This window comes from Methylobacterium longum (genome assembly GCF_022179385.1).
In the GTDB taxonomy this organism is placed as follows: domain Bacteria; phylum Pseudomonadota; class Alphaproteobacteria; order Rhizobiales; family Beijerinckiaceae; genus Methylobacterium; species Methylobacterium longum.
Window position 1 is genome coordinate 1 of sequence record NZ_BPQS01000002.1, and the last position, 25,697, is coordinate 25,697.

General features: G+C 68.5%; 27 protein-coding genes, 1 tRNA gene and 1 pseudogene. 5 read left to right on the forward strand and 24 right to left on the reverse strand.

Translation table 11 applies throughout. The annotated features are described in order from the left end of the window. Both MFF58_RS01780 and pgeF read right to left on the reverse strand, forming a co-directional pair. A pseudogene (locus tag MFF58_RS01780) lies at nucleotides 1-364 on the reverse strand (porin family protein); the annotation flags it as partial. Between the two features lie 271 nt (nucleotides 365-635). Beyond that, complete coding sequence (pgeF, locus tag MFF58_RS01785; protein ID WP_238284883.1) at nucleotides 636-1,418, reverse strand: peptidoglycan editing factor PgeF; 783 nt, start codon at nucleotides 1,416-1,418, stop codon at nucleotides 636-638. A 134-nt stretch (nucleotides 1,419-1,552) separates the two neighbouring features. On the opposite strand from pgeF, the gene MFF58_RS01790 reads away from it, so the two are divergent. Continuing rightward, nucleotides 1,553-1,744, forward strand: a complete 192-nt coding sequence (locus tag MFF58_RS01790) for a fibronectin-attachment protein (FAP) (RefSeq protein ID WP_238284884.1) — start codon at nucleotides 1,553-1,555, stop codon at nucleotides 1,742-1,744. A gap of 24 nt (nucleotides 1,745-1,768) precedes the next feature. Here MFF58_RS01790 and MFF58_RS01795 read toward each other — a convergent pair whose 3' ends face one another. From MFF58_RS01795 to MFF58_RS01830, 8 genes are all read right to left on the reverse strand, one after another. Further along, complete coding sequence (locus MFF58_RS01795) at nucleotides 1,769-2,839, reverse strand: class I SAM-dependent methyltransferase (protein WP_238284885.1); 1,071 nt, start codon at nucleotides 2,837-2,839, stop codon at nucleotides 1,769-1,771. Further along, on the reverse strand, nucleotides 2,836-3,738 hold the full coding sequence (gene lgt, locus MFF58_RS01800; protein WP_238284886.1) for a prolipoprotein diacylglyceryl transferase: 903 nt from the start codon (nucleotides 3,736-3,738) through the stop codon (nucleotides 2,836-2,838). Before lgt ends, MFF58_RS01795 begins: the two co-directional genes overlap by 4 nt. A gap of 95 nt (nucleotides 3,739-3,833) precedes the next feature. Next, nucleotides 3,834-4,736 (reverse strand): VOC family protein, encoded by a 903-nt coding sequence (locus MFF58_RS01805; protein ID WP_238284888.1) that lies wholly within the window; start codon nucleotides 4,734-4,736, stop codon nucleotides 3,834-3,836. After that, a complete protein-coding gene (locus MFF58_RS01810) occupies nucleotides 4,733-5,635 on the reverse strand; it encodes an SMP-30/gluconolactonase/LRE family protein (RefSeq protein WP_238284889.1) in 903 nt (300 codons plus the stop codon). The genes MFF58_RS01805 and MFF58_RS01810 overlap by 4 nt, the downstream gene beginning before the upstream one ends. Nucleotides 5,636-5,645: 10 nt before the next feature. Further along, nucleotides 5,646-6,095, reverse strand: coding sequence for a cupin domain-containing protein (locus tag MFF58_RS01815; protein ID WP_238284891.1), 450 nt, complete (start codon nucleotides 6,093-6,095; stop codon nucleotides 5,646-5,648). 425 nt (nucleotides 6,096-6,520) lie between these two features. Next, on the reverse strand, nucleotides 6,521-8,008 hold the full coding sequence (locus tag MFF58_RS01820) for a replicative DNA helicase (protein WP_238284893.1): 1,488 nt from the start codon (nucleotides 8,006-8,008) through the stop codon (nucleotides 6,521-6,523). Nucleotides 8,009-8,289: 281 nt separating this feature from the next. After that, the gene (locus tag MFF58_RS01825; RefSeq protein ID WP_238284895.1) at nucleotides 8,290-9,651 is read right to left on the reverse strand and encodes a pentapeptide repeat-containing protein; all 1,362 of its coding nucleotides are present in this window, start codon (nucleotides 9,649-9,651) and stop codon (nucleotides 8,290-8,292) included. Nucleotides 9,652-9,696: 45 nt separating this feature from the next. After that, nucleotides 9,697-12,015, reverse strand: coding sequence for an FdhF/YdeP family oxidoreductase (locus MFF58_RS01830; RefSeq protein ID WP_238284898.1), 2,319 nt, complete (start codon nucleotides 12,013-12,015; stop codon nucleotides 9,697-9,699). A gap of 158 nt (nucleotides 12,016-12,173) precedes the next feature. Here MFF58_RS01830 and MFF58_RS01835 point away from each other — a divergent pair, with 158 nt between their 5' ends. Then, entirely contained in the window at nucleotides 12,174-12,347 is a 174-nt protein-coding gene (locus MFF58_RS01835; RefSeq protein ID WP_238284899.1) for a metallothionein, read from the forward strand. 67 nt (nucleotides 12,348-12,414) lie between these two features. Here the strand turns inward: MFF58_RS01835 and MFF58_RS01840 are convergent, their stop codons facing one another. Then, the gene (locus tag MFF58_RS01840; RefSeq protein WP_238284900.1) at nucleotides 12,415-12,702 is read right to left on the reverse strand and encodes an MTH1187 family thiamine-binding protein; all 288 of its coding nucleotides are present in this window, start codon (nucleotides 12,700-12,702) and stop codon (nucleotides 12,415-12,417) included. Nucleotides 12,703-13,238: 536 nt separating this feature from the next. On the opposite strand from MFF58_RS01840, the gene MFF58_RS01845 reads away from it, so the two are divergent. Beyond that, on the forward strand, nucleotides 13,239-13,898 hold the full coding sequence (locus MFF58_RS01845; RefSeq protein ID WP_238284901.1) for a carboxymuconolactone decarboxylase family protein: 660 nt from the start codon (nucleotides 13,239-13,241) through the stop codon (nucleotides 13,896-13,898). Between the two features lie 41 nt (nucleotides 13,899-13,939). Here the strand turns inward: MFF58_RS01845 and MFF58_RS01850 are convergent, their stop codons facing one another. From MFF58_RS01850 to catC, 5 genes are all read right to left on the reverse strand, one after another. After that, nucleotides 13,940-14,203, reverse strand: coding sequence for a hypothetical protein (locus MFF58_RS01850; protein WP_238284902.1), 264 nt, complete (start codon nucleotides 14,201-14,203; stop codon nucleotides 13,940-13,942). Then, on the reverse strand, nucleotides 14,203-14,346 hold the full coding sequence (locus MFF58_RS01855; protein WP_238284903.1) for a hypothetical protein: 144 nt from the start codon (nucleotides 14,344-14,346) through the stop codon (nucleotides 14,203-14,205). Before MFF58_RS01855 ends, MFF58_RS01850 begins: the two co-directional genes overlap by 1 nt. A 733-nt stretch (nucleotides 14,347-15,079) precedes the next feature. Continuing rightward, nucleotides 15,080-16,294 carry an ABC transporter substrate-binding protein gene (locus tag MFF58_RS01860; protein ID WP_238284904.1) on the reverse strand — a complete coding sequence of 405 codons (1,215 nt, stop codon included), beginning with the start codon at nucleotides 16,292-16,294 and terminating at the stop codon, nucleotides 15,080-15,082. Between the two features lie 120 nt (nucleotides 16,295-16,414). Further along, entirely contained in the window at nucleotides 16,415-16,711 is a 297-nt protein-coding gene (locus MFF58_RS01865) for a YciI family protein (RefSeq protein ID WP_238284905.1), read from the reverse strand. A 10-nt stretch (nucleotides 16,712-16,721) separates the two neighbouring features. Then, nucleotides 16,722-17,006, reverse strand: coding sequence for a muconolactone Delta-isomerase (catC, locus tag MFF58_RS01870; RefSeq protein ID WP_238284906.1), 285 nt, complete (start codon nucleotides 17,004-17,006; stop codon nucleotides 16,722-16,724). 365 nt (nucleotides 17,007-17,371) lie between these two features. Here catC and MFF58_RS01875 point away from each other — a divergent pair, with 365 nt between their 5' ends. After that, the gene (locus tag MFF58_RS01875; RefSeq protein WP_238285313.1) at nucleotides 17,372-17,653 is read left to right on the forward strand and encodes a hypothetical protein; all 282 of its coding nucleotides are present in this window, start codon (nucleotides 17,372-17,374) and stop codon (nucleotides 17,651-17,653) included. A gap of 16 nt (nucleotides 17,654-17,669) precedes the next feature. On the opposite strand, the gene MFF58_RS01880 is transcribed toward MFF58_RS01875, so the two are convergent. From MFF58_RS01880 to MFF58_RS01905, 6 genes are all read right to left on the reverse strand, one after another. Then, nucleotides 17,670-17,864, reverse strand: a complete 195-nt coding sequence (locus MFF58_RS01880) for a ComEA family DNA-binding protein (RefSeq protein ID WP_238284908.1) — start codon at nucleotides 17,862-17,864, stop codon at nucleotides 17,670-17,672. Continuing rightward, the gene (locus MFF58_RS01885) at nucleotides 17,861-18,298 is read right to left on the reverse strand and encodes a response regulator (protein WP_238284909.1); all 438 of its coding nucleotides are present in this window, start codon (nucleotides 18,296-18,298) and stop codon (nucleotides 17,861-17,863) included. The genes MFF58_RS01880 and MFF58_RS01885 overlap by 4 nt, the downstream gene beginning before the upstream one ends. Before the next feature lie 239 nt (nucleotides 18,299-18,537). Further along, nucleotides 18,538-18,611: transfer RNA gene (locus MFF58_RS01890), tRNA-Gly, on the reverse strand. A 46-nt stretch (nucleotides 18,612-18,657) separates the two neighbouring features. Next, nucleotides 18,658-19,500 (reverse strand): 3-oxoadipate:acetyl-CoA acetyltransferase, encoded by an 843-nt coding sequence (locus tag MFF58_RS01895; RefSeq protein WP_238284910.1) that lies wholly within the window; start codon nucleotides 19,498-19,500, stop codon nucleotides 18,658-18,660. A 331-nt stretch (nucleotides 19,501-19,831) separates the two neighbouring features. Then, on the reverse strand, nucleotides 19,832-21,019 hold the full coding sequence (locus tag MFF58_RS01900) for a DUF1501 domain-containing protein (RefSeq protein WP_238284913.1): 1,188 nt from the start codon (nucleotides 21,017-21,019) through the stop codon (nucleotides 19,832-19,834). Then, complete coding sequence (locus tag MFF58_RS01905; protein ID WP_238284915.1) at nucleotides 21,016-22,539, reverse strand: DUF1800 domain-containing protein; 1,524 nt, start codon at nucleotides 22,537-22,539, stop codon at nucleotides 21,016-21,018. Before MFF58_RS01905 ends, MFF58_RS01900 begins: the two co-directional genes overlap by 4 nt. A 200-nt stretch (nucleotides 22,540-22,739) precedes the next feature. Between MFF58_RS01905 and MFF58_RS01910 the strand changes: the two genes are divergently transcribed. After that, nucleotides 22,740-24,353 (forward strand): peptide chain release factor 3, encoded by a 1,614-nt coding sequence (locus MFF58_RS01910; RefSeq protein ID WP_238284917.1) that lies wholly within the window; start codon nucleotides 22,740-22,742, stop codon nucleotides 24,351-24,353. A gap of 120 nt (nucleotides 24,354-24,473) precedes the next feature. Here MFF58_RS01910 and MFF58_RS01915 read toward each other — a convergent pair whose 3' ends face one another. Continuing rightward, on the reverse strand, nucleotides 24,474-24,932 hold the full coding sequence (locus MFF58_RS01915) for a response regulator (protein ID WP_238284918.1): 459 nt from the start codon (nucleotides 24,930-24,932) through the stop codon (nucleotides 24,474-24,476). Nucleotides 24,933-24,940: 8 nt separating this feature from the next. Beyond that, nucleotides 24,941-25,408: a BLUF domain-containing protein gene (locus tag MFF58_RS01920; RefSeq protein WP_238284919.1), complete on the reverse strand. Its 468-nt coding sequence runs from the start codon at nucleotides 25,406-25,408 to the stop codon at nucleotides 24,941-24,943. Nucleotides 25,409-25,697 lie beyond the last annotated feature (289 nt).

The following is a 25,697-nucleotide window of genomic DNA, read 5'->3' on the forward strand; positions in this document are numbered from 1 at the left end:
CGAGGTACTGGGCGTCGGCCTCGATGCCGATGACCACGCCCGAGCCCGGGGTCAGCTGGAAGTTGTAGCCGATCTGGCCACCGCCGGAGAAGCCGTCCTGGCTGCGGTTGCCGAAGGAGGCGAGCACCGGGGCGCCGCTGGCCGTGAAGGCGCCGGGCACCGTGAAGGTGGCGTTGTTGGAGCGGCTGCTGGCGTCGAAGGCGTAGCCGGCGTTGATACCGAAGTAGGCGCCGGTCCAGGTGAACACCGGGACGGGGGTGAACACCGGCGGCGGGGCGGCCCGGCGCGGCAGGTCGGCGGCGAAGGCGGAGCCGGCGAAGGCGATGCCCGCGAGGGACGTGGTGGCACGGAGCAGGGAAGTCATGGTCTGGTCCTCACTGGTGGGGCCGTGCCGCCCGTCTCGCGGGTCGTCCACGGATCCGGATCTGGTTGCGTTCCAGCGGTTCCAGGGTTGCTTTGCGCTCCGCGGTGTCGCCGACCGCGCATCGCGGCCCCTTATGGCAACCCGCCGTTTTCCCCGGCACCTTAACCCCACAACGCGCTCCAATGGCCAAGGTTCGGTTACGGCCACGCTTTTTCAGCGTGGTTGCATGGACAGAGTGTCGCACCCCTGACCGGTGTCGGACCGACGCGTCTCAGGGCGTGAGCGCGATGGCTGAGATCAGCCGACCGTAATCCGGCTCGCCGCGATGGGTAGTGCGTCGGTAGCTGTAGAACCGCTCGGGGTCGGCGTAGGTGCAGAGGTTCAGCGATGTCGCTTCTCCGACATCCGCTTCCGCAAGGCGGGCCAGGATGAAGCTCGGGAGGTCGAACTGGGCGTGGCCGGGTCGCGTGCCCTGTCCGAGAAACCGCTCCATCCCGGGGGCTTCCGAGCGGAACCGCGCGACAAAATCCGGGCCGACTTCGTAGGAGGCCGGCCCGATTGTGGGGCCGAGCACCGCCACGATCCGGCTCCGGTGCGCGCCCAGAGCCACCATGGCCGCCACCGTCGCGCCGACGACGCCGGTCAATGCTCCCTTCCAGCCGGCATGGGCCGCGCCCACGACACCGTTCTCCGGATCGGCGAACAGCACCGGCCCGCAATCCGCCGTGGCGATGCCCAACGCCAGGCCCGGCACGCGCGTCACCATGGCGTCGGCCTTGGGCCGGTGCGCGTCCGCGAAGGGCGCCTCGACGGTGATGACGTCGGCCGAATGAACCTGATACAGGCTGACGAGCCGGTCGCGCGGCAGACCGAGCCGGGCGCACATCCGCGCCCGATTCTCCGCGACGTGCTCCGGTGCGTCGCGGGAGCCGAGTCCACCGTTCAACGTTGCGAAGATCCCGTCCGAGACGCCGCCTTGGCGTGTGAAGAAGGCGTGACGCACCCCCGCGTGCGAGGAGAGTTCCGACGCCTCGATCGATAGGCCTGCGGTCACGGTCGGCTCCCTTGCGGTTCCCCTGTCGCGGTCCGATACCGCATGGGCGCCCCCTTGACGATGTCGTCTCAGCGTCAGATTCTTGTTGCAATGCAAAATGACGCCGAGCCGGCTTCACTTCGAGAAGGATCACGATGACACGAGGGATCGAATCCGACGTCCTGCCCGAGACGAACGAGGCCGAGGAGCCTCGCACCACGAGCGCGACCGCGCACCCCGTCACGGGCGAACCCGCGGCCTTCGACCCGAACGATCCGAATCCGCCCGCGCCGCCGACTCCGCGGCCGGCGAGCCAGACCGACTCCGGCTTCGGCTCCTTCGGCTGACCCTGGTCTACACGCCGGTATGCCTCAGCCCGTCTGAAATCCCGGGAGCGGCCCGAGTCGCGGGCCGCCCACGGCAAGGACCTTGAACAGGTTGCCCATGCCGAGCCGGCCGGCCTCCGTGAGCCGGTCGGCCGCCGCATCGATCCCGGCGGCCTGTTCGTCGGTCGCGCGCATCTTCAGGCGCTCGGCGCGGGCCTGTAGACCGAGGGCGAGCAAGAAATCACGCTGGTCCACCGGGCCGTAGACGTCTGCCCCCTCGGCAAGCGCCGCCCGGGCGAGGGCGTTGAAATCGACATGGTGGGTCAGGTCCGCCGCGCCGGGGGCCGCGAGCGGATCGGTGAAGCGGTGTCCGGAGAGCGCCTGGAGCGTGTCGCCGAAGCCGGGTCGGACGTGCCCGTAATCGATGGCCAGCAGGATGCCGCTCGCGGATCGCAGGGTCCGGGCCAAGGCGCGGACAAGAGCGAGACCGGCAGCAGGCACGCTCAACAGGGCGCCCTCCGGACCCTCCGCGTCGAGGCCGGGGGTCGCCTCCGGCGACAGACCGAAGGCCAACCCGCCCTCCGGGCCGAGGCCGACCTGGCGTTCGTGCCAGCCGGTCGGGCGACGCTCGAACTGGCGCACCGGCAGACAGTCGAAGAACTCGTTGGCCAGAATGATCGATGGACCGGGGGGCAGGGTCTCGATTCCCGGGTGCCAGACCGCCCCGGTCCCCGCCAGGGTGTGTTCCTGGACGGCCCGCAGCACCGGGCTGGTCTCAACGAGGTGCGGCGCCACGCGCACGCCCGGCGCCGCCGTCCGCAGCGTCCGCAGGATGTCCGCCATCAGCGTTCCGCGGCCGGGCCCGAGTTCCACGAGGGTCAGCGGATCCGGCCGCCCCATCGCGCCGTGGACGTAGGCGGTCCAGGCCCCGATCAGCTCGCCGAACATCTGGCTGATCTCGGGCGCCGTGGTGAAATCGCCCTGGGCGCCGAGGGGATCGCGCGTCCGGTAGTAGCCGTGAACTGGATGGCCGAGGCAGAGAGCCATGTAGCGATCGACGCCGATCGGCCCGTTCTGGCGGATCAGGGCTGCGATCTCGGCTCCGAGGGGCGTCACGCCTCGGCGGGCGCCTCGCGCGCCTCCCCGGCGGCCGGCGCCTCGACGGGATGGCGCGGACGGGTCCGGCCGGTCGCGGCCAGCACGATGTAGGTGAGCCCGACGATCATCATCGGCACGCATAGCAGCATGCCCATGGTCACGCCGCCGCCCATGGGACCGAGATGGTCGCCGAAGAGGAAGCCGAGCTGGCGGTCGGGCTCGCGGAAGAACTCGCAGACAGTCCGCGACAGCGCGTAGCCGAGGACGAAGATGCCGCCGAGAAGCCCCGGCTTGCGGAAGCCGAAGCGGCGTACGGCGATCGCCATCACGATGAACAGCAGCAGGCCTTCCGTAGCGGCTTCATAGAGCTGGCTCGGGTGCCGCGGCAGCGGGCCGCCGCCGGGGAATATGATGGCGTAGGGGAAGTCCGGCGCCGCCCGGCCCCAGAGTTCGCCGTTCACGAAGTTGGCGATGCGGCCGAAGAACAGGCCGATCGGCACGACCACGGCGCCGATGTCGAGAAGCGTGTAGCCGTTGAGGGCCTTGGCGCGGGCGAACAGCAGGAACGCCAGGATCGCCCCGAGGAAGCCGCCGTGGAACGACATGCCGCCGTTGCGGATCGCCAGGATCTCCATGGGATCGGCGATGTACATCGGGAGATTGTAGAAAAGCACGTAGCCGATCCGGCCGCCCAGAACGACGCCGAGGGCGACCCAGACGACGAGGTCGTCGATGTCGATGACCTGTGGGCGCTTCACCACGCCCCAGAGGCTGTCGGCCATGACGAGGCGGCGCGCGTAATACCAGCCGCCGATCAGGCCCGCGATGTAGGCGAGGGCGTACCATTTGATCGTGATCGGCCCGATCGCGAGCGCCACCGGGTCGATGGCCGGAAAGGGCAGGGCGAGGAACGGCATCGGTCTGACCTCCGGGGCGGCCGGATTGGACGCCGGAGGGGCGGCGCGTCAAGTCCGGGACGCTGCGTCCGAAGTTCCGCCTTCGACGTTCCGCGTCAGGCGCGCAGGATCAGAAATCCGTGTCCGTCCGGCCCCTCGCCGTAGGCAGCCGCGCCGTCGTCGGACACGCGCGCGACGAAGCCCGCGGTGCTGACCGCTCCCACGACCTGATCAAGATCGCGCGATTCGAAGACGAAGCGGGTCGAGGCTCGGTCGGCGGGTCCCGGGGCGGCCTGGACGGGGCACCGGATGATCGGCCTTCGATAGTGCAGCAACTCCACGTGCGGCGCCGGGGTCGGCGGTTCCAGCGCGACCACATCGACCTGCGGATCGTCCAGGCCGTCGAGACGCGCCTGCTCGGATCCGCGGTTCAGACCCCGCTCAGCCTGTCTGAGGCCGAGCGGTCCGGTGAGGAACGCCAGGGCGGCGTCGAGGTCGGTCACGGTGATCGCCGAATGGTCGATGCCCAGGAACAGGCCCGGTGCGGTGCGCCAGCGCTGGGCCGGAGGGCCGCCGGAGAAAACGATCAGCTCCAGAGGATGCCCGTCCGGATCACGGAACTTGTAGGCGGTGACGCCGCCCGAGGAGGCCGGCAGGACCTGGGGCCCGCCGCGGCTGATCGCCGTCGCGCCGACCGCCGAGAGCTGCGCCAGCGCGGCGTCCATGTCGCGCACCGGGATGGCGAGATGCTGGAAGAACGGATCCGTGGCCGCGGGATCGGCCGGGTAGGGCGCCCCAAGCGGATCCACCGCGAGGAACGACACGGCCTGATCGCCGAGCCGCATGTGCAACTGCCAGGCGCGCCGCCGCGTCAGCCCCATCGCGGCGGCGAGTGCGGGTGGCAGCGGCTCCGGCGGCGCGACCCGCACGAAGCCAAGCCCGTCGCGGTAGAAGGCCTCGGTGACCGCGAGGTCCGCGACGGTGCGGCTGAAACCCGCGATCGCCCGTATCCCACTCACAGGAGGGGCGCTCCCCGCACGTTGACGTAGATCGCGTAGAGCGTGTGCGAGGCGCACAGGAACAGGCGGCTGTCGTTCCGGCCGCCGAAGGCGAGGTTGGCCACGGTGGAGGGCACCAGGATCTTGCCGATCAGCTCGCCGCCGGGATCGATGCAGTGGACGCCGTCCCCCGCACTCGACCAGAGATTGCCGTGCTCATCGCACCGGATCCCGTCGGCATTGCCCGGCGCGATCGTGCAGAACACGTCGCCCCCGGACAGGCGGCCATCCTCGGCCACGTCGAAGACCCGGACGTGCTGGAGCGGCTCCGCGTCGAACTGCAGGCCGGTTTCCACGATGTAGAGCCGGCGCTCGTCGGGTGAAAAGCAGAGGCCGTTCGGGCCCTGGAAATCGTCTGCGACGACCCGCAGCGAGCCGTCCCGGGGATCAAACCTATAGACCGCGGCGGGCAACTCGGAGTGCTGCTTGCCGCCCTCGTAGTCGGTCTGGATACCGTAGGGCGGGTCTGAGAACCAGATCGTCCCGTCGGACTTGCAGACGACGTCGTTGGGCGAGTTCAGTCTCCGCCCTTGGTAGCCCTCGACCAAGCCGACGATGCGGCCGTCGAGTTCGGTCCGATGGATGCGTCGGCCGCGATGCGAGCACGAGAGCAATCGGCCCTGTCGGTCTCGGGCATGGCCGTTCTCGAAGTCGCTCGCCTCCCGGTAGACGCTGAGGCCGGCATACTCCGCCCATCGCATGACGCGGTTATTGGGCAGATCCGAGAACAGCAGTTCGTCGCGGTCGCCGAACCAGACCGGCCCCTCGGTCCAGCGGAATCCCTCGGCGAGCGTCTCCAGCGGTGCGTTCGGCAGGACGTAGCCCTTGAAGCGCGGCTGCGTCAGCTCGAAACCGTCCATGGGCCAGCTCCTACTTGAAGCGGCCGGGCTGGTTGACGGTCGGCTCGACCTGAAGACCGGTGACGATCATGGTGCAGGGCTCGTCGCCGACCGTGCCGGAGAGGTGGCCCTTCTTGCCGTCCCGCGCGCGGGTATTCTGGTCCTCGCCCATCATCAGCTCCCCCGGACCCATCTCGACCCGGTGGCCGTCCATCGTCTCGACGAACCAGCGGCCCGCGAGGATCGCGATCCATTGCGGCCGCGGGTTCTCGTGCCACTCGCCGACCCAGCCCACCGGCAGCACCGTGAAGGTGACGACCGACGGCGCCGGATCCATCTTGTCGTTCCACTGCGGTGCGGTCTCGGGATTGATCCCCTCGAACGCGAAGCGCTCGAGATGGAACTGCTCCTGCCGGCTCATCCCCTCCGCGTCGGTGTAGACGTGCCAGTACGGCATCTTCGGAGGGGTGGGCTCGCTCATCGTCGCTCCTGCGGCGGCGGGATAATCGTCCTCGCTCAACGGCCGATGCCCGCGATGGTTCGCGCCCATCCCGGCCTTGCCCTGCCGAAGCCAGGGCCATCCGCGGGTACAGTCGCGCTCAAGCTCCGACCGACGACGACCCCTCGCGCCGCCCGGTTACCGGGCGTATGCGCCCGCGCGGCAGCCGGGACACCGAACGATCCGGGATCGCGACCAGTTTAAGGGGACTGGAAAACGCGGAGCCGTCCTCGCCGAGGCCGGCCTCCGCGGCGACCTCGATCCAGGCGCGCCCACACGCCCCGGAGACGAAGGATCGCTCCGCGCGCGGCCCGGTGCCGTCTGCAAACGACCGCGACCCCGGCGGCCACGCGGGAGAATTCGCCGCGTCGTCCCGCCCGCCTGTCCCCAGAGGCGGTGGCAGCCGATCACATCTGTTCCGGGATGCGGTCGGTCTGCGCGAGGTTCGAGAACCGGGTGATGTTGGCGTCGAATTGCAGCTCCACGGTGCCGGTCGGTCCGTGACGCTGCTTGCCGAGAATCACCTCGGCCTTGCCGTGGACGCGCTGCATCTCGGCCTCCCAGGCGAAGAACTCCTCCGTCCCCTCGCGCGGCTTCTTGTTGCCGACGTAATACTCCTCCCGGAACACGAACATCACAACGTCGGCGTCCTGCTCGATCGAGCCCGATTCGCGGAGGTCGGCGAGCTGCGGTCGCTTGTCGTCGCGGTTCTCCACCTGACGGGAGAGCTGGGACAGAGCGACAACCGGCACCGCCAGCTCCTTGGCCAGCGCTTTCATGCCGGTGGTGATCTCGGTCATCTCCTGCACGCGGTTGTCGCTGCGCTTGCCCGAGCCCGAGAGCAGCTGCAGGTAGTCGACGATCAGCAGGTCGAGACCCTTCTGGCGCTTGAGGCGCCGGGCGCGGGCGGAGAGCTGAGCGATCGAGATGCCGCCGCTCTGATCGATGTAGAACGGGATCGTCTGCATGTCCCGAGCGGCATCGGTGATCTTGTAGAAATCCTCCGGCCGAATGTCGCCGCGACGGATCTTGTAGGAGGGCACGCCGGACTGCTCGGCGATGATACGGGTGGCGAGCTGCTCGGCCGACATTTCGAGGGAGAAGAACCCGACGATGCCGCCGTTCACCGTCTTGGTCGTACCGTCGGGCTGCTTCTCGCCGCGATAGGCCTTGGCGATGTTGAAGGCGATGTTGGTCACCAGCGAGGTCTTGCCCATGGCCGGGCGGCCCGCGAGGATGATCAGGTCGGACGGCTGCAGGCCGCCCATCTTGGCGTCGAGATCGCTGAGGCCGGTGGCGATGCCCGAGAGCTTGCCGTCGCGCTGGTAGGCCTTGGCGGCCATGTCGACCGCGGCCGTGAGCGCGTCCGAGAACTTCTGGAAGCCGCCGTCGTAACGCCCGGCCTCGGCCAGCTCGTACAAGCGGCGCTCGGTCTCCTCGATCTGATCCCGGGGGGCCTGCTCCACGGGCGCCTCGTACGCGCCGTTCACCAGATCCTCGCCGATGGTGATCAGCCGCCGGCGGATGGCGAGGTCGTAAATCGTGCGGCCGTAATCGCCCGCGTTGATGACGGTGGTCGCGTCCGCGGCGAGCCGTGCGAGGTACTGCATCACCGTCTGGCCGCCGAAATCGGCGTCGCCCAGATAAGTCTTCAGGGTGATGGGCGTGGCGAGCTTGCCGGCCCGGATGAGCGACGCCGCCACCGTGAAGATCTGCTGGTGGGCATCCTCCATGAAGTGCTCGGGCAGGAGGAAGTCCGACACCCGATAATAGGCGTCGTTGTTCACCAGGATCGCGCCCAGCAGCGCTTGCTCCGCGTCGACGTTGTGCGGGGCGACGCGGTACTCGGCCTGGACCGCTTCGAGCTTGGCCGTGAGCGCATTGGGCAGGGCCATCGGCGGACGACTCCGTATCTGGCGCCGCGGCGGGCGCACCAGGATCACACCGCAAGACCTTGGCCCCGGTATGGTTACCGAAGCATAGCCGACCGCTCCCCTATCCAGCTCGATGCCGGACAAACGAGCGCCCTTCGACTCTCTCCACGGACGGGGGGCCATGCTGGAACAAAACTGGAACGTGTCAAGCCTCGGGGCCGGTCATCCCCATTGTTCACCGGTATACAGGCCGAGTCGATGTCCGTCGGTACCGCGCGAGGATTGCTCCTCGACCGCTCTCATCACCGCCGCAACCGGTTGCCGAGGACGAACCCGTAGAGCCCCATGAGGATGATGCCGACCCCGCCCTCGATGCCGACCAGCAGGTTGGTGACGCGGCCGGTCGGCTTCAGCCCGATCTCAGGCGGGTTCGCGGTCATCATGTTGAGCGCGCTGTAGCTCAGGAGGTCGAGGGGGTTGTAGGTCGGGCCGGCCTCCGGCCCCTCTGAGATGAACAGACCGCCGGTCAGACCGTAGAGGCCGGCGAAGAGCATGATCAGCAACGCGAACGCCCGGGCGATGCGCGACAGGCTCTCGCCGTAGTCGCACAGCCACTCCACGAATCGGTCGGCCGTCCAGCGGTAGCCGTGCCGTAGCACCCCGGGCCCGTTCCGGTCGCTCACGGCCGTGCGAAACTGGCGCCCCGCATGGAAGCGGCCCATTCGGCGGCCGCGCTTGTAGGCCCAGCTCGCTGCATCGTGGCTGCCGATGCTCTTCCAGTTCTGTTCCAGGGCGAGGTAGCTCGCCTGTGCCGCCTCGTAGGTGCCGGCCACTTCCTCGCCGACGGCGCCGCCGAGCTGATCGACGCTCATCCGCGTGCCGTTCAGCCAAGCGCCGGCGAAACGGGCATGCCGCAGACGGCAGGTGCCGAGATTGAGTCGGACGAGGTCGGTGTCCGAGAGGTCGGCGCCGGAGAGGTCCGCGCCGTCGAGCTTTGCTCCGGTGAAGTTCGCCCCCCGCAGCCGCGAGCCCGCCAGCGTCGCCTTGGCGAGGCTCGCGCCGGCAAAATCCGCGTGGGTCAGGTTGGCGTCGGCAAGCTTGGCTTCGTCGAGCCGTGCGTCGCGGAACACGGTGTCGTCCGCATCCGCCCCGGAGAAATCGGCGCCCCAGAGGTCGGCGCCGGCGAAATCCGTCCCGTCGAGGAGGGCGCCCGACAGGTCGGCGAAACGCATCGCGGCCTGCCCGAACCGTGCATCCTCCAGCATGGCCCCGGCGAACCTGACCTGACCCGCCACGATGCCCGTGAAGTCCGCTCCGGAGAGGTCGGCCTCGGAGAGGTCCGCCTCCTCCAGGATCGCGCCGACGAAGCGGGTCGAGCGCCCGACCGCGCCGGAAAGGTTGGCGCGGCGCAGATTCGCGCCGGCGAGGTCGGCCTCCTCCATCCGGGCACGGGACAGGTCGGCCTCCGCGAGCGGCAGGCCGCCGGATTCGGGATCGACGGTGGCCCGATGCGCGGCGAGCACGTCGCGCGCAGCGCTCAGGCCCGACAAGTCGGATCCCGGGCCCCGGACGGGCGCTCCGGCGGCGATCCGATCGAGGAGGACGCGCAGTCGTGGGTCCGCCTGCGCGTCCGGCCGCGCATCGGGTGGGGTCGCCTGATCCATGGCCGATCCTTGCCGGAGCGCGCGCCCCGAAGCCAGCCGCTTCCCTCAGCCCGGGTGGGTCGAAGCCGTCACCCGTACGGTGATCGCCTTCGCGGCCGGTGTCTTGGATTGCTCGTCGTAGTGCCAGAGAGGAAGCAGCACGTTCAGCTCCGGATAATAGCCGCCGCAATTCCCCTCCGGGATGTCGTAGGCGATCACCCGGAGACCGCCGACACGCCGCGGCACCGCATCGTCCGCTTCCGTCTCAACGTCGACGCTGGCGCCGTCGGCGAGCCCCAGGCGGGCGATGTCGCGGCGATTCATGAACAAGATGTCGCGGGTTCCCTTCACGCCGCGGAATCGATCGTCGTAGCCGTAGACCGTGGTGTTGAACTGGTCGTTTGACCGGAGGGTGATCAGGTCGAGCACGTTGGGCCCGGGCGGCGGCAGGTCCGGATCGGCCTCGAGACCTTCCGGCACCGCGAAATTGGCCTTGCCGGTCTCCGTTTCCCACTTTCGGTCGCGGGCGCCCAGCGGCTTGGTGATCCCGCCCGGCTGGAACATCCGCCCATTCAGGTCTTGGAAGACCGTCGGGTAGGTCGCCTCGATCGCGGAGCGCACGCGACCGTAATCGGCGACCCAGGCATCCCAGTCGATCCGCGGGTTCGGGGGCAGCGTCGCCTTGGCGATCTCCGCCACGATCCAAGGCTCGGAGCGCACATGCGGCCCGACCGGATCGGATACGCCCCGTGAGCCATGGAAGCGCGCCGTCGAATCCTCCATCGAGACCGCCTGCGGCCCGCTCGCCTGCCGGTCGATCTCGATGCGACCGAGGCAGGGCAGGATGTAGGCCACGGCCCCGTTCACGAGATGCGAGCGGTTGAGCTTGGTCGAGATCTGCACGGTCAGGCGCTGGCGGCGCCACGCCGGCTCGATCCGGCCGGTATCGGGAACGGCGCGGAGGAAGTTGCCGCCCAGGCTTACGAAGGCCTTGACGCTGCCGTCGAGGACGCCCTCGCAGGTCTCGACGGTGTTGAGCCCCTTCTCGCGCGGCGGCTCGAAATCGTAGAGTTCCTTCAGCTTGTCGAGGGGCGCCAGCTCCGGCTTCTCGGTGATGCCGACGGTGCGCTGGCCTTGGACGTTCGAGTGGCCGCGCACCGGGCAGATGCCGGCGCCGGGCTTCCCGATATTGCCGCGCAGGAGCAGGAGGTTGACGAGCATCCGCACCGTCTCGGTGCCCTTGCGGTGCTGCGTCAGGCCCATCCCGTAGATGCCGATCACCGCCTTGGCGCGGGCGTAGGCTCCTGCCGCCTCCTCGAGCGCCGTACGCGACAGGCCCGAGCGCCGCTCCAGCACCGCCCAGTCCTGCCCGTCGCAGAACCGGACGAACTCGTCGAAGCCATGCGTGTGCTCGGCGATGAAGGCATGGTCGAGCACGCCGTGCCGGCCGGCCGCCGTAGCCTCCCGGTCCAAGGCGAACAGGGCCTTGCACAGGCCGGTGATCGCCGCGAGGTCACCACCGGCCTTCACCTGATGGTACTGCGTGGAGATCCGGGTGGAGGAGCGCGTCAGCATCTCCACGGGTGATTGCGGATCGGTGAAGCGCTCTAGGCCGCGCTCGCGCAACGGGTTGAAGGTGATGATCTGCGCCCCCCGGCGCCGGGCCTCCTGAAGGGGGTGCAGCATCCGGGGTGCGTTCGAGCCGACATTCTGTCCGAAGAAGAAGATCAGGTCGGTGGTCTCGAAATCCTCCAGAAGAACCGTGCCCACGGGAGCGCCGATCGATTGCGGCAGCGCCACGGAGGTCGGCTCGTGGCACATGTTCGAGGAGTCCGGCAGGTTGTTGTTGCCGTAGAGCCGCGCCATCAGGGCCCACATATAGCTGGTTTCGAGGGAAGCCCGACCGGACGCGTAGAAGACCGTCGATTTCGGGTCCTCCGCGCGCAACGCCTTCAGCTCTCGCCCGATCTCTCCGATGGCCTCCGACCAGGAAACCGGCCGGTAGCGATCGCTGGCGGGATCGTAGCGCATCGGATGGGTGAGGCGGCCCTGCTCCTCCAGGGCGTAATCGCTCCACGAGAGCAGCTCCGTGACGGTGTGCTCAGCGAAGAAATCCGTTGTCGCGCGGCGCCGGGTTTGCTCCCAGGCAGTCGCCTTCGCGCCGTTCTCGCAATACTCGAAGGCCAGGGGCTTGGCAGGCTTGGCCCAGGCGCAGGACGTGCACATGTAACCGTCCGGCTTGTTCTGCTTCAGCAGCATCGCCGAGCCGGTAACCGGTACGCCCTCGCGGGTCAGGATCTCGACGAGGGATCGCGCCGAACCCCAGCCGCCGGCCGGGCCATCGTAGGGCTCGATCCGTACCTCACCGGTTTCTTGCTCGGCCATGCTGCCCTCCCACCCAGCGCGTCAGGCACCGGATGAAGGGAACGCGCGAGGCAGGGTTGGGATCACGGGCGCGTCACTGCGACCTCGGCCGGCTTCCTTCTCCGTCGAACGAGATCTAACATGTCGACTCGTGAACGGAGCCAAACCCGGAGCGGATCATGGCGAGCGTCGACGTCGAGATGGTGAAGTGTGCCTGCCAGGACTGCGTCTGCGTGATTCCGGTCGCCAAGGCGGTGTCCCGGGACGGCAAGGCTTATTGCTGCGACTCCTGCGCCGAGGGGCATAAGGATCATCCCGGCTGCGATCATGCCGGCTGCGCCTGCCACGGCTGAGACTGCCTGAGCGCCGGATCCGCGCGGCGGCGCCGCGCGGCCCGTCGGGCAGGGTCGGCGCGCCGGCTCAGGATACGGCGGCCAGCTTGTCGGCCATGGACTGATCCTTGTCGCGGCGCGTCGAGAAGATCAGCGTGAAGAAGGTCCGTTGGACACCCAACTCGGCGAGCCGCGCTTCACACCGCTCCGCGAGCGCGCAGATCTCCGCGAGTTCGCCGTCGATGTTGGTCCCGTTGGGATGCATCGTGGCCGACAGGCCGCTCGCTTCGATGAGCGCCTTGATCTCCCGCACGTAGGGCGAGACCGACGGACCGACGCCCATCGGGACGATGCACAGATCGGCCGATACCTTCATGATGTTTGCCTGATTTGGGGCGCGCGTCGGCGCGGAATAGGTATGGGGTTCGTTCCCGCGCGGTCTGATGACATCGCGCCGGGTTCCGACATTCTAACACTTCGCGAAGGCACGGCGCACCGGCTGACGGACCATCGTCTCCGACAGTTCTCCGGGTCCGTATCGCCCCGGCGTGCCCGAACCTGGAGCAGCGCCCGGAGACGATCGTGCTCCGATATCCGTGCCTTCGGAGGCTGCAATCCGGGTTCGCCCGCGGCGCTCCGGGACGTTCGCGGAGATCATCCGGTGTGTCGCATGGTCTCGGAAAAGGGACCTGCTCACGTCTCTGACCCTGCTCGAGCGTGCGGCTGAAGCCGAGCGCCGCCGCGTCACGGCTGTGACGGCAGCCCACGCGTCATCCGGAGCCGTGGCCCGAGGCGGTTACGGAGGGCGTCGAAGTACAAGTTTGTCCGCTGGAACTCCCGGCACCGCCGGCCGACAATGTCCGGAGACCGCGTGGCTGGCTGCAGGTGGGCCCGCGCCTGGGAGGCTCCAATATGGGCATTCGCGATGCCGGCGGTCGTGCGGCAGTGGCCATTCTCGCGGCCGCGGGAGGTTGGCTGATCGCGCAGACCTCCTGGGGGACCCCTGGTCACGAGCCGCGATTTCCGCAACTGACCCTCGAGACGCTTTCGCCCGCTCAGCGGCCGCTGGGCGAGAAGATCATGAAGATCTCCAGCGTCGGCCTCGCCGGCCCCTACAATCCGATGATCCGCAGCCCCGAGATGGCGCAGCGGATGTACGACCTTCTCGATTATCTGCGCTGGCACACCTCCGTGCCGACCCGGCTGAACGAATTCGCGATCCTGATCCAGGGACGCCTCTGGCGCTCGCAGGTTGAGTGGTACGCGCATTACCCGCTTGCGATCAAAGCCGGCCTCTCCGAACAGGTCGCCGCCGACCTCAAGGCCAACAGGCGGCCCGATGGCATGAAGCCGGACGAGGCCGCGGTATACGATTTCTGCATGGAGCTTTCCACGCAGCACAAGGTCTCGGACGAGACCTTCGCCCGCGCGCAACAGGTCCTCGGCGAACAGGGAGTGGTCGACCTGACTGCGCTGACCGGAACCTACGTGACCGTGGCCATGCTGCTGAGCATGGCCGAAGAAGGCGTGCCACCCGGCAAGGAGCCGCCGTTCAGGGCCGGGGAGCCCTGAGGCCCCGTTTCATGCCCGCCGACGTCCTCCCGGGATCCTGACTATGCCAGGGCTGGCTGGAGATTGATCTGGGGCGCTGCGGGCAGGGACTCCTCCAAGGGCGCAGACCCCGCGCCTTCGGCGATCCCGATCAGGTCGGCTTCCGTCAGAACGGCGCCGTCCGGGCCGACCACCGTTATGTCCCGGCGTTCGGCGGCCACGAAGTCACGCATCTTCCGCAAAGCCCAGTCGGCGGTCGGGCAATTGTAAGTGACGGTGCCGTGCGCTGTGGAGCCCCGGACGACGTAGAGCCGGCGCGCGACCATCAGACCTCCACCCCCGCGGCACCGAGAATGGCGCGCCGTTTCAAAATACCGATCCGGTGCGTGCGAATGGCATGCTCCAGCTCGACCACCCCGGCGCAGTCCTTCTCGCGCAGGATCTGGAGCGCGCTGGCAAGCGCCGCCACGACCTGCTCATCGACCAGGATGCTGAGGGCGATCCTGCAGCGAAGGCGCTCGCAGGAGCAGTCCGTGCTTTCACTTGGATCCGGCATGTCACCCTAACAGCGCAGCTGCATTCTGGTTCGCGGCAGGCTTGGCATCCGACACGGATTTTGGTCGTGCGTGATCTTCGGTCGTGACGATGAACGCCGCATCGGTGCGCGTCCGTCGAGGAGCCGGAGCGCCTTGAATCGAGCTGGGTCGATTCGGCTGTCGCCTCGGAACGGCGAAATCCGCGTTTCCCGCGGGGCAAGGCTTTCAGACCCTCCGTGACCGGCGCGGGCCGTCCGACTGCAGAGGTCGGTTCGGTTCGACGCGCTGACGCGGTCGCCATTCCCCACCAATCGGACCGCCATATTCCGAAGTCGGCGCGTGCCGGTTCCGGTCAGTGGATGACCGGGGGGTCGAGCGTCGCTCTGGTTTCCTACGCGGGGCACCCAGACGACGGGCACGGGCCGCAGCGCTGGTCGGCTTCCATGCTGCCACCGCATCCAGTCATGCGTTACCAGTCAGGGGTTCCATCATTGTAGAAATGATGGAACCCCTGACTGGATGATGATCGTTCGTCGGTCGAAAACGACATGTCGGGATGACCAAGATCGTTGCCGAAAGATCGGGTTCAGCACGCTGGCGAAACCTGACTGACCCTCCGATTTCAGGTTGCAGTAGCTTCGGTGGCGCTTCTCTACCGTTTCCGGATCAACGCTTCACCAAGGCGCAGGTGCTCTCGGACAGCGGCTGGAACGCCTGGTCGCCGGGGATGGTCTTCAGGATCTTGTAGAAGTCCCACGGTCCTTTCGACTCCGACGGTGTCTTCACCTGCGCGAGGTACATGTCGTGGACCATGCGGCCATCCTCGCGGAGCTTGGCGTTGCGGGCGAAACCGTCTTGGATCGGCAATTCGCGCATCTTGGCCATAACCTGCACGCCGTCGTCCGTGCCGGCGGCTTCGGCCGCTCTCAGGAAGTGGAGCACGGCTGAATAATCACCGGCCTGCACCATGGTCGGCATCCGGCCGTCCATCCGCTCGCCGTAGCGTCGTGCGAAGGCGCGGGTCTGCTCATCCATGTCCCAGTAGAAGCCCGTCGTCAGGACCATGCCCTGAGCCGCCGGCAGACCGACGGAATAGATATCGGTCAGGAAGATGTTCAGGCCACCCAGCATCTGGCCGCCCTGCAGGATTCCGAACTCCCCCGCCTGCTTGATCGTGTTGATCGTGTCGGCGCCTGCGTTGGCCATGCCGATGATCTTGGCGCCTGAACCCTGCGCCTGCAGCAGGTGGGACGAGAAATCGGGGTTCGGAAATGGGTGCTTGACGGAGCCCAGCACCTTGCCCCCCTTGGCCTTCACGACACGGGTGACCTGCGCCTCCAGGTCATGCCCGAACGTGTAGTCGGCGGTGATGAAGAACCACGTGTTCTTCGGGTCGTCCGCGAGCGCCGAGGCTGTGCCGGCCGCCAGCGAGTAGGTGTCCCAGGTCCAGTGCGCGCCCGTCGGCGAGCAGGAAGCGTTGGTCAGCGCCATGGAGCCGGCGCCGGAGTTGATGTCGATCTTGCCCTTCGCCCGTGCCACCTCGCGCACCGCCAGGCCTGCGACCGAAGAATTCGTGTCGAAGATCGCGTCGACCCCTTCGGTGTCGAACCAGCGGCGTGCGATCGACGAGGCGATATCGGCTTTGTTCTGGTGATCGGCGAAAATCAGCTCGACCTTGCGACCGTTGATCTCGCGACCGAAATCTTCCACTGCGAGCTGCGCCGCCGTGACGGATCCTTTGCCGGCGAGGTCCGAATAGACGCCGGACATGTCGGTCAGGACGCCGATCTTGATCCCGCCATCGGCGAATTGGGCTGACGCCGGTGCGACGGCAAGGAAGGCCGCGCTCAGGGCAGCGGCGGCGAGTGTCCGGCACGTCATCGGGTACCTCCCATGTTCATCGTTCTCACCGTGGACATCCGCCCGGTGACCGATGGGCCGCGTCGGCGTCGTCCCGGATCGGCCGGCCCAGGGCCGAAGCCGCGCTCGCGCAGTCGGTGATCAGAGATAGCTGCGGCCGTCGAGATAGGCCTTGCGCCAGCGCCTGATCTCGACCCGTTCGAACAGTCCGACCACGTGGAACGGGTCCGCCTGGATGAGCGCCTCGGCCTCGGCGCGCGTCTCGACATCGACCACGTACAGGCCGCCGCCCGCATCGCTGCCGTCGTCGTTCAGCTTGGCGCCGCACGCCAGGAGCCGGTCGCGGATCCTGTCGAGGTAGACGAGGTGCTCGGCGCGATGGGCCTTGCGCAGGTCCAGGCTGCCGGCCTTGTCGAAGGTTTCGATCATGTAGGGCATGGCGCGCCTGTCAGTTCGCTGCGATGGCGGAGGGATGTTGCGCCAGGGGCGTGACGCTGATCGTCATGTACGGGTAGAGCGGCAGCGCCGTCAGGGTCTCGTGAAGGTCATCGTTGCTGGCGACGTCGAACACGCTGTAATTGGCATATTGTCCGGCGATGCGCCAAAGGTGCCGCCACTTGCCCTCCCGCTGAAGCCTCTGGGCGTAGGCCTTCTCGTCTGCCTTCAGGCGATCCGCCTCCCCCTTCGGGAGGGTGGCGGGGATATCGACCAGCATGTGGACCATGTAGAGCACGGATGCTTCTCCTGTGCCGGCCGGGTGTCAGGAACGCCCCTGGCCGGCGATGCGCTTCGACGGCGATCATCGCAGGACCGATGGGTTCCGAGCAGACGGGCGGCGGTGTCGGTCAGGCGATCCCGACCTTCGTGACGGGTGCGCGTCCCATGGTGCTCTTCCGCCTGAGCTTGGACAGGCCCCTGACCGACCCGATCGAGGACGGTTGGACGCGATTGTTCCAGACTTGGGCCCGCGCCGGGTCCGCCGGGCGGCGCAGCCTGTCGGGTCTCGCCCGGCGTCGCAGCAATCTCGCTGATGCTGCGAACGGCGCGGAACGCACCTCGGCAGACGCTGTTACTTCGCCATCAACGCGGAGAAGAAGCATGCGGCTCTTAGCGACGGCATCGGCCCTCACGGTTGCGACACTGCTGAGTGTCGGCACCGCGGAGGCGAAAGGATGCATCAAGGGCGCTATCATCGGGGGAATCGCCGGCCACTACCTCGCCGAACGGGGTGTCGTCGGCGCGGTGGCCGGATGCTTGGCCGGTCGCGCCCTCGCCAATCGCCGCGCCCGCCGCGAAATCGATTACGGCTCCCGTGTGCAGCCGCGTGGGACCGGGTACGGCGCGCCGCAGCCTTATCCGCGCCGCGACTACCAGTACTGACCTCCGGCGCGGGGCGCTAAGTCGGCGCCCCCACGGTGACATGCTCGGCGACGCCGTCGGTCTTGCCGGCGAGGCCCGGCACCTCGTCGAGTTGGCGCAGGTCGGTGAACCGGCCGCGCTCGGCGCGGTAGCGCACGATCTCGAAGCCGTGCCCCTTCAGGACGGCCACGCCGTCCAGTTGCTCTGCGGTCGCCGTATTGAGGTCGATCATCGGGTCTGCTGTCCCTGCTCGGTCATGCTGCGCAGCGGTTCGGGCTTCTGCCCGTCGGGCAAGATCTCCACGAGGTGATCGCGGATCATCTCGGCCGAGAAGGGTTTGCCGACGAAGTGTGCGCCCTCCGGCACATCCCCGGGGCCCGGCCGCGCCTCTCCCGAGGCGATCACGATGGAGATGTGCGGCCATTGGCGCGCCGTCTCGCGGGCGACCGCGAAGCCGTTGCGCGAGCCCGGCATATGCACGTCCGTGAACAGCAGCACGATCATCGCGTGCTGCGCGCCCAGCAGTGCCAGGGCCTCATCGCCGTCCCGCGCCTCGAAGGTGCGAAAGCCGGCTTCTTCGAGGATGTCCATCGCGATCATGCGGACCAGCCCGTCATCGTCGACGACGAGGGCGTAGGGGTCTGAGGACGGGCGCGACTGGCTCATCCTGTCCCAAGTCCTGATTTATGTAAAAAGTTCTGGGTGTCCTGCCGCGTCCCGGTCGCAGCAGGTCTGCTCCGCTCACAACGATCCACGCACCTCACCACGAAGCGCCGGGAGCGTGCGCGTCTTCCATCGTCGGCGACGGCGATCGGCGGGACCCGCGGCGATGGATCACCGCATCCGGCGCGTCACGGTCACGCCATGGGGGCGATCGGGAGCCGGATGTTGAGCGCGCTGGGGGATGGAGCGGGTACCGGGAATCGAACCCGGGTATTCAGCTTGGAAGGCTGCTGCTCTACCATTGAGCTACACCCGCGCGGCCGGATCGTTAGCACGCCGTCCGGCCCGTGAGAAGACGGTGCTCAGGCGAGGCCGAGTGCGGCGCGGGCTTCGGCCGGCGTGGCGACGCGGCGGCCGTGGCGGGAGACGGCCTCGGCGGCGAGACCGACGAGTTCGGCGTTGCTCGCCGCAAGCCTGTCCTTCGTGACCCGGATGTTGTCCTCCAGGCCGGTGCGCACGGCATCGGCCCCGCGGGTGAGTGCCCAGTCCATCACGACGGCCTGGTAGCGGCCGATTCCGGCCGCCGTCCACGTCGCGTCGGGCAGGATCCGCTTCGTCTCGGCGAGCAGGATGTCGAGCAGATGCTCCTCGGCCGGCATCGCGTTCTGAACGCCCATGACGAACTGCACGTGCGGGCGCGCGTCGATCAGGCCGGCGTCCACCAGCCGCTTGGCCCCGTGCAGGTGCGAGAGGTCGAAGATCTCGATCTCGGGCCGGACGCCGTGCTGCTTCATCTGGCCCGCGAGGTCGCTCACGAGGCTGGCGGAATTCTCGTACACGATCGTCGGGAAGTTGACCGAGCCGGTCGACAGCGAGGCCATGTCGGGCCGGTGCTGGAGCGACAATCCCCGGGAGGCGGGATCGCGCCCGCGCCCACCGGTGGAAAACTGCACGATCATCCCGGGGCAATGTCGGCGCAATCCCTCCTGGACGGCTGCGAATCTGTCCGGGTCGGAGGAGGGCGTCTCGTCGTCGTTGCGCACGTGGATGTGGCAGAGCGTGGCCCCCGCCTCGAAGGCCCGATGGGTCGATTCGATCTGCTCGGCCACGGTGACCGGCACGGCCGGGTTGTCCGCCTTGCGCGGCACCGAACCGGTGATCGCCACCGCGATCACCACGGGCGCGTCGCTTCGGGATCCTGCCATCCGCCTGTTCTCCCCGTCGTCGTATCCGGTGTTCGGAATAGCGCTGTGCGCCCGCTTTCTGAACCAGCCGGCGTCCCGAAGAGGTCCCGGCGGGCGACATCTCCGGCGGCCTGACAGGGGTCGCCCGCCTTACGGCCCTCGCGGTCCCGTCGACCGAAGCGCGTCCCCCCCGTCCCCGCGCTTCCGAGGCGCGTTCGCGACGCCGCGGTGGCGGAGGAAGATCCCGCCGGCACCCGCTCTGGGTGCCGCACTCAAGGCCGCGGGGACGGCGATCCTCCCGCAGATGGCTCAGAGGCGCGGTCACGGATGCCGCCTCGCCGGGTCGCCGGCACTACAGGAGGGCCAGATCCGCCGCAGACGCGCTCGGGAAGATCCGGCGCAGGCTGACCTGATCGAGGCCATAGAGGCGCTGGAACAGCCCGCCGAGCAATGCGCGGTAGTCGGTCAGTACGGGAGAATCCCGGTTCTGGAACAGGTGCGCCTCGTCGGCGTGCACCTGCGGCCCCGCGATGCGCCCGCCCCGGACGCCGCCGCCGAGGATCCAGTAGACGCTGCCGTGACCATGATCGGTGCCGCGGTTGCCGTTCTCCCGGAACGTGCGGCCGAACTCCGACAGGACGACCACGACCGTGTCGGACCAGCCGGGTCCGATTTCCTCTACGAAGCCGGAGAGGCCGCGCCCGAGTTCGCCGAGGCGATCGGCGAGGTAGCCGGTGCCGGCGCCCTGATTCACGTGGGTGTCCCAGCCGCCGACATCGACGAAGCCGAGGTTGAAGGTGTCGCGCATCAGGCGCCCGATCCGCCGGGCCGACAGCTCGAAACCCTTGGGCGAAACCGCGCCGCGATCGGCCTGCGCCGCGTGGTCGGAGATCGATTGATAGACGGCGTCGCGGACGCGAAACCCCTCGGCCACGGCGGCGGCCAGCTTGGTGTCGCTGTACATGGCGGCGATGAGGCGCGCCTGCCGGTCGTCGATGCCGGGCTTGCCGACGCCGTTGATGGCGATGTTCGGCACCGTGTCGCCGCCGCGGAAGATCAGCGGCATCTGGTCGGCGAAGGCGATGGGCCGGACCCGGGTGAGTTCCGCGGCGAGCCTCGCCATGAAACCGGAATTGTAGTCGCGGCCCGTGCCGACCGTCTGGCCCATCTCGATCGTGTCCTGCGTCTCGAAATGGCTGCGGGTCAGGTCGTCCGTGCCGGCGAAGGGCACGAAGGCCGCCTGCCCCATGGCATAGAGCGGCAGGATCGTCTCGCGCAGTGCGGGATGCAGGCTCCAGTCGGCGTCGAGCGCCAGCGCCGCCCGGGGATCGGCGCCATCCGGCTTGGTGATCGCGAGGTTCGGCCACGACCGGTAGTAGAAGTCGCTGCCGGTGGGGATCACCACGTTGGCGGCGTCGTAGGCGCCGCGCAGGAAGACCACGAGGAGGCGCGCGTCGGCCTTCGGAGCCGCCCAGACGCGCCCGGCCACGGTGGACAGGCCGAGCGCCGCCGAGGCGCCGATCAGGTCGCGACGGTTCATCGCATGAACTCCGGCGAGGCGAGGTAGAGCGTGTTCCAGTCCTGGGGCGAGACCGCCTGGGCGAGGGCCGCCCGGGTGGGTTCGGAGAGGGTGGCCGACAGCGTCGAGAAGTAGAGACCGTTGGCCAGAACCGGGAAGGCCGGCTGCTCGACCTGGTCCGGGCCCGGCGGCTTGAACAGGCCGGCAGGACCCGAGCCGATCAGCCGGGCGATCTCGAACCGGGCGGCGAGCTGGCCCGGTCCGCTCCAGGCGGCCGCGTCGAGGGGGTAGCCGTCCGGCGTCGAGCGGTTGAACAGGCCCTCGCCGAGGCGGTTGAGCCAACCGAGCACCGGGCTGGCGTTGAGGATCACCCGCCCGTCATAGGCCATGCGAAGGGCCGAGAACACGTAGCGCGCCGGATCCTTGAAGGCGCCGGTGCGATCGGCCGCGAAGGCCGGCTCGCGCACCAGCGCCTCCATCACGGCGGCGATGTCGCCGTCGGTACCGCCGAAGACAGTGGCGAGGTGCGCCACCAAGGCGTCCGCCGGCGGCTGACCCAGGAAGTAGGTGGCGAGCGCCTTGGAGACGTTGGTCGCGGTGGCGGGATGGTGGGCGATCAGGTCCACCGCCTGCTCGACCTCGGGCCATCCCCGTCCCTCGATGTGGGTGCCGAGGAAGGTCTTGTCGCCGTAATCGTGCCGGTTCGGATTGAAGGCGAACAGGCCGTCGCGGCGGAAGTCGGCGGCGTGCTCCGGCTTGAGCTTCGGGGTCTCGGGTTTCAGCGCGATGCCGACACCGCTGAGGATCCGGGCCAGCGCCTCCACGTCCCCCTGCGTGTAGCCGGAGCCGACACCCATCGTGTGCAGCTCCATGATCTCGCGGGCGTAGTTCTCGTTGAGGCGACCGGCGGCGTTGGCGTCGTTGTCGAGGTAGCGCAGCATCGCCGGGTGGCGCAGGCTCGCCATCAGAAGGTCACGGAACCGCCCGAGCACGTGCGGCCGGATCGCCGTATCGAGGTAATCGCCCACTGCGGCCCGCAGGGTCGATTTGCCCTGGTGGATGTTGAAGCGGTTGAACCAGAACCACGTCAGCCGCTCGCGCAGCTGGTCCGGGCTGTAGAGCGCCCGCAGCACCCAGGCGGACGCGGCGTTGCGGGCGGCCGTATTCAGCGCGGCCTGGAACGCCTGCTGGGCGGCCTTCCTGGCCTCGGGATCGGCGAGGTCCTTCGCCGCCCTGGCCTGCGCGTCGAGGGCCTGGGCGCGGTCGAACAGGCTGCCGGGTGGCGTCAGCGCGTCGATCTGCGCCTGCGCGTCCGGCGGAAGGCGCGCCTCGGTCGGCGGGTGGAGCTGCGCCTGCAGCCAGCGCGCCCGGCCCTCGGACGCGAGCTGCGCAAACGCGGAGGGCGTGGCGCCCCAGGTGAGCGCATCGAGGAAGGCGGCGTCGGCCGCGGCGTGCGCGGCCATGTCCGACGCCCGCGGCGCCGGGACCCCCGCGAGCAGCGCGGCGGCGACGAGGAGACAGCGTGTGGCTGCGCGCGACATCGGAGCCTCGCGGTGCGTGGATCGGCCCGGGGAGCGTGTTGCCGATCCCCTGTACCGTGCCTGAAGGCCCGCCCGATGATGCCTGCGTCTTTGCCAATATCGGGGCTTGCCGCTACACGATCCCGAGATCCATCGCTCGGGACTGCGCGAGGCCGCGCGCCGCGCGCCACCACGTTCCGACGACCCAGAGCGCTCGCTCCATGCTGATGCAGACCAAGACCGAGGCGAAGCCGGCCGATCCGGTGTCGCGGCGGCGTACCTTCGCGATCATCTCCCACCCGGACGCGGGCAAGACCACGCTGACCGAGAAGCTGCTTCTGTTCGGCGGCGCGATCCAGCTCGCCGGCGAGGTCAAGGCCAAGCGCAACCGGGTCTCGACCCGGTCCGACTGGATGGGGATCGAGAAGGAGCGCGGCATCTCGGTGGTCACCTCGGTGATGACCTTCGAGTACGGCGACTGCGTCTTCAATCTCCTCGACACGCCCGGCCACGAGGATTTCTCGGAGGACACCTACCGGACGCTCACGGCGGTCGATTCGGCCGTGATGGTGATCGACGCGGCGAAAGGCATCGAGGCGCGCACGCGGAAACTGTTCGAGGTCTGCCGCCTGCGCGACATCCCGATCGTCACCTTCGTCAACAAGCTCGACCGCGAGTCCCGCGACCCCTTCGAGCTGCTGGACGAGATCGAGAAGACGCTGGCGCTGGACGTCGCTCCGGTCACTTGGCCGATCGGCACCGGCCGCAACTTCTCGGGCACGTATGAACTCGGCGGCAACCGCGTGCGCCGGCTCGACGCCGCCGAGGATGCCGGCATGGTAACGGTGTCCGGCCCGGACGATCCGCTGTTCGACGAGCTGCTCACCGAGAACGGCGCCGCCGCGGCATGGCGCGAGGAGGTGGAGCTCGCCGAAGGCGGCCTCAAGCCGTTCGACCTCGACGCGTTCCGCGAAGGCCATCTGACGCCGGTCTTCTTCGGATCGGCCCTGCGCAATTTCGGCGTGCGGGACCTGATCGACGGGCTCGCCAAGGTGGCGCCGCCGCCCCGCGGCCAGGACGCCGACAAGCGCCTCGTGGAGCCCACCGAGCCGCGCATGACCGGCTTCGTGTTCAAGATCCAGGCGAACATGGACCCGAACCACCGGGACCGCATCGCCTTCATGCGGGTCTGCTCGGGCAAGCTCAACCGGGGCATGAAGGCCCGGCTGGTGCGCACCGGCAAGCCGATCTCGCTCTCGGCCCCGCAATTCTTCTTCGCCCAGGACCGCGCCATCGCGGACGAGGCCTATGCGGGCGACGTGGTCGGCATCCCGAATCACGGCACGCTGCGGATCGGCGACACGCTGACCGAGGGCGAGGATCTGCTGTTCCGCGGCGTCCCGAGCTTCGCCCCGGAGATCCTGCGCCGGATCAAGCTGACCGACGCCATGAAGGCCAAGAAGCTGCGCGAGGCGCTCCAGCAGATGGGCGAGGAGGGCGTCGTGCAGGTGTTCGTGCCGCAGGACGGCAGCCAGGCGATCGTCGGCGTGGTCGGCGCGCTCCAGCTCGACGTGCTCAAGGAGCGGCTCCAGGCCGAGTACGGCCTGCCTGTGGATTACGAGACCTCCCGGTTCTCGGTCTGCCGGTGGGTCTCGTCGGATTCGGAGGTCGATCTCGACAAGTTCGTCGACTCGCACGGCTCGGCGATGGCCCGGGATCTCGACGGGGCGCCGGTCTTCATGGCGACCACCGCCTTCTCGCTCCGCTACGAGGAGGAGCGCTACCCTGCCGTGCGCTTCACGGACGTGAAGGATTATCAGAAGCGGGCGGGGTGAAGCCGTCGGACGCGGCTTATCCCATCGACGTCCGCATCCCGCGGCGCCCGCGTCGACCGGCCTCGCTCCGGCACCCCCGGATGAGGGAAGGAGCGGCGGTCTGCCGTTCCGGCGTTGCGGTCAGAACTTCCCCAGCATCGGGAATTCCACGCTCAGGCTCGACTCCGCCGCCATCGGCGCCTCGCGCTTGCGCGGCTTGCGGTTGAGCACCTGCTTGAGCTTCGTCTTCAGCACCGCCATGTCGAACGGCTTCAGGATGAAGGCGTCGGCGCCGGCCTGGTGGGCGAGGTTGATGTCCTCGAAGTCGAAGGACGATTCGGTGAGCATGAAGGGCGTGTTCATCAGCGCGTCGTCGGCGCGGATCTCGCGCAGCAGGCTGATCCCGTCCATCGGCTCCATGTCGAGATCTGAGATCACCAGGGCGTAGCGGCGCTGCCGCAGCCGCTCCAGCGCCTCCGGTGCGCTGGTGACGCCCTCGACATCAGGGAAGCCGATGCGGGTCATCAGCATCACGATCAGGCGGAGAAGCTTCTCCTGATCGTCGACGATGAGGATCGGGTGCGTATCGCTCTCGGACATCGCTCGGCTCAGATGAAGAGGTGATCGATGCCCTGGCGGGCCATCGTGTCGGATTGTAGCGAGAGGCACAGGCCGTGGATCGCCGAGGCCCTCGGGGTGCCGCGCTGGAGCATGGGCAGAAGGTTGGCCTTGGCGAACAGCGTATCGTTGCTGCTGGTCCGCTGGGCGCTCTTGAAGGAGTGAACGAACTCCCGCTTGTTGATCTCACGCCACTCGCTGATCTGGACGTCCCGGTGCCGGCTGTCGGCGCTCACCCGGTCGAAGGTCTCGTGGACCGAGGTACGCTCACCCTCAATCACCTGGCAGGCGAAGTTGCCTTCGATGACCAGGAAGCTCGTGATCACCGCGAATTCATTCTTCTTCTGCGCCGTGCGGCCGATCTCGCCGATCTGCTCGGACCGCTTGGCCGGGTCCGACGACAGGTTCAGGCGCGAGAAGTAGATGATGTGGACGAGGCTCGTCCGTTTCGCCCGCATGATCCCGAGATCCGAAGTCCGCTCAGCGCTTCTCGGCCGGACGCTCCGCGCCCAATCCTAGCCCGCGCCCAGTCTGCGCGCGTGCCGGATAATACCCCGTAAACGCCGGGTCGCTCGCGTCGTCGCGACCGGACGGGACGGGCCCGGCAGGATCTGCCGGGTCGCGCCTTCAGGTCGGCGAAGCCTGCCGGGTCGCGAGCGGGCGATGTTCGATTCACCAGGGACTTAGCGGTGGCACGGCGGTTGCCACCAGCGGAGTCTGCGGGCCGTCGCGGCGCGCATCGGGATC

Bases quoted from the DNA above. Each gene is read 5' to 3' on its own strand.
- MFF58_RS01790 (WP_238284884.1), top strand. From the start codon at position 1,553: ATGACACGAGGGATCGAATCCGACGTCCTGCCCGAGACGAACGAGGCC.
- lgt (WP_238284886.1), bottom strand. From the start codon at position 3,738: ATGCCGTTCCTCGCCCTGCCCTTTCCGGCCATCGACCCGGTGGCGCTC.
- MFF58_RS01810 (WP_238284889.1), bottom strand. From the start codon at position 5,635: ATGGACGGTTTCGAGCTGACGCAGCCGCGCTTCAAGGGCTACGTCCTG.
- MFF58_RS01815 (WP_238284891.1), bottom strand. From the start codon at position 6,095: ATGAGCGAGCCCACCCCTCCGAAGATGCCGTACTGGCACGTCTACACC.
- MFF58_RS01820 (WP_238284893.1), bottom strand. From the start codon at position 8,008: ATGGCCCTGCCCAATGCGCTCACGGCCAAGCTCGAAGCGGTCCAGGCC.
- MFF58_RS01825 (WP_238284895.1), bottom strand. From the start codon at position 9,651: ATGGATCAGGCGACCCCACCCGATGCGCGGCCGGACGCGCAGGCGGAC.
- MFF58_RS01830 (WP_238284898.1), bottom strand. From the start codon at position 12,015: ATGGCCGAGCAAGAAACCGGTGAGGTACGGATCGAGCCCTACGATGGC.
- MFF58_RS01835 (WP_238284899.1), top strand. From the start codon at position 12,174: ATGGCGAGCGTCGACGTCGAGATGGTGAAGTGTGCCTGCCAGGACTGC.
- MFF58_RS01840 (WP_238284900.1), bottom strand. From the start codon at position 12,702: ATGAAGGTATCGGCCGATCTGTGCATCGTCCCGATGGGCGTCGGTCCG.
- MFF58_RS01845 (WP_238284901.1), top strand. From the start codon at position 13,239: ATGGGCATTCGCGATGCCGGCGGTCGTGCGGCAGTGGCCATTCTCGCG.
- MFF58_RS01850 (WP_238284902.1), bottom strand. From the start codon at position 14,203: ATGGTCGCGCGCCGGCTCTACGTCGTCCGGGGCTCCACAGCGCACGGC.
- MFF58_RS01860 (WP_238284904.1), bottom strand. From the start codon at position 16,294: ATGACGTGCCGGACACTCGCCGCCGCTGCCCTGAGCGCGGCCTTCCTT.
- MFF58_RS01865 (WP_238284905.1), bottom strand. From the start codon at position 16,711: ATGCCCTACATGATCGAAACCTTCGACAAGGCCGGCAGCCTGGACCTG.
- MFF58_RS01875 (WP_238285313.1), top strand. From the start codon at position 17,372: ATGCGGCTCTTAGCGACGGCATCGGCCCTCACGGTTGCGACACTGCTG.
- MFF58_RS01880 (WP_238284908.1), bottom strand. From the start codon at position 17,864: ATGATCGACCTCAATACGGCGACCGCAGAGCAACTGGACGGCGTGGCC.
- MFF58_RS01885 (WP_238284909.1), bottom strand. From the start codon at position 18,298: ATGAGCCAGTCGCGCCCGTCCTCAGACCCCTACGCCCTCGTCGTCGAC.
- MFF58_RS01895 (WP_238284910.1), bottom strand. From the start codon at position 19,500: ATGGCAGGATCCCGAAGCGACGCGCCCGTGGTGATCGCGGTGGCGATC.
- MFF58_RS01900 (WP_238284913.1), bottom strand. From the start codon at position 21,019: ATGAACCGTCGCGACCTGATCGGCGCCTCGGCGGCGCTCGGCCTGTCC.
- MFF58_RS01905 (WP_238284915.1), bottom strand. From the start codon at position 22,539: ATGTCGCGCGCAGCCACACGCTGTCTCCTCGTCGCCGCCGCGCTGCTC.
- MFF58_RS01910 (WP_238284917.1), top strand. From the start codon at position 22,740: ATGCTGATGCAGACCAAGACCGAGGCGAAGCCGGCCGATCCGGTGTCG.
- MFF58_RS01915 (WP_238284918.1), bottom strand. From the start codon at position 24,932: ATGTCCGAGAGCGATACGCACCCGATCCTCATCGTCGACGATCAGGAG.
- MFF58_RS01920 (WP_238284919.1), bottom strand. From the start codon at position 25,408: ATGCGGGCGAAACGGACGAGCCTCGTCCACATCATCTACTTCTCGCGC.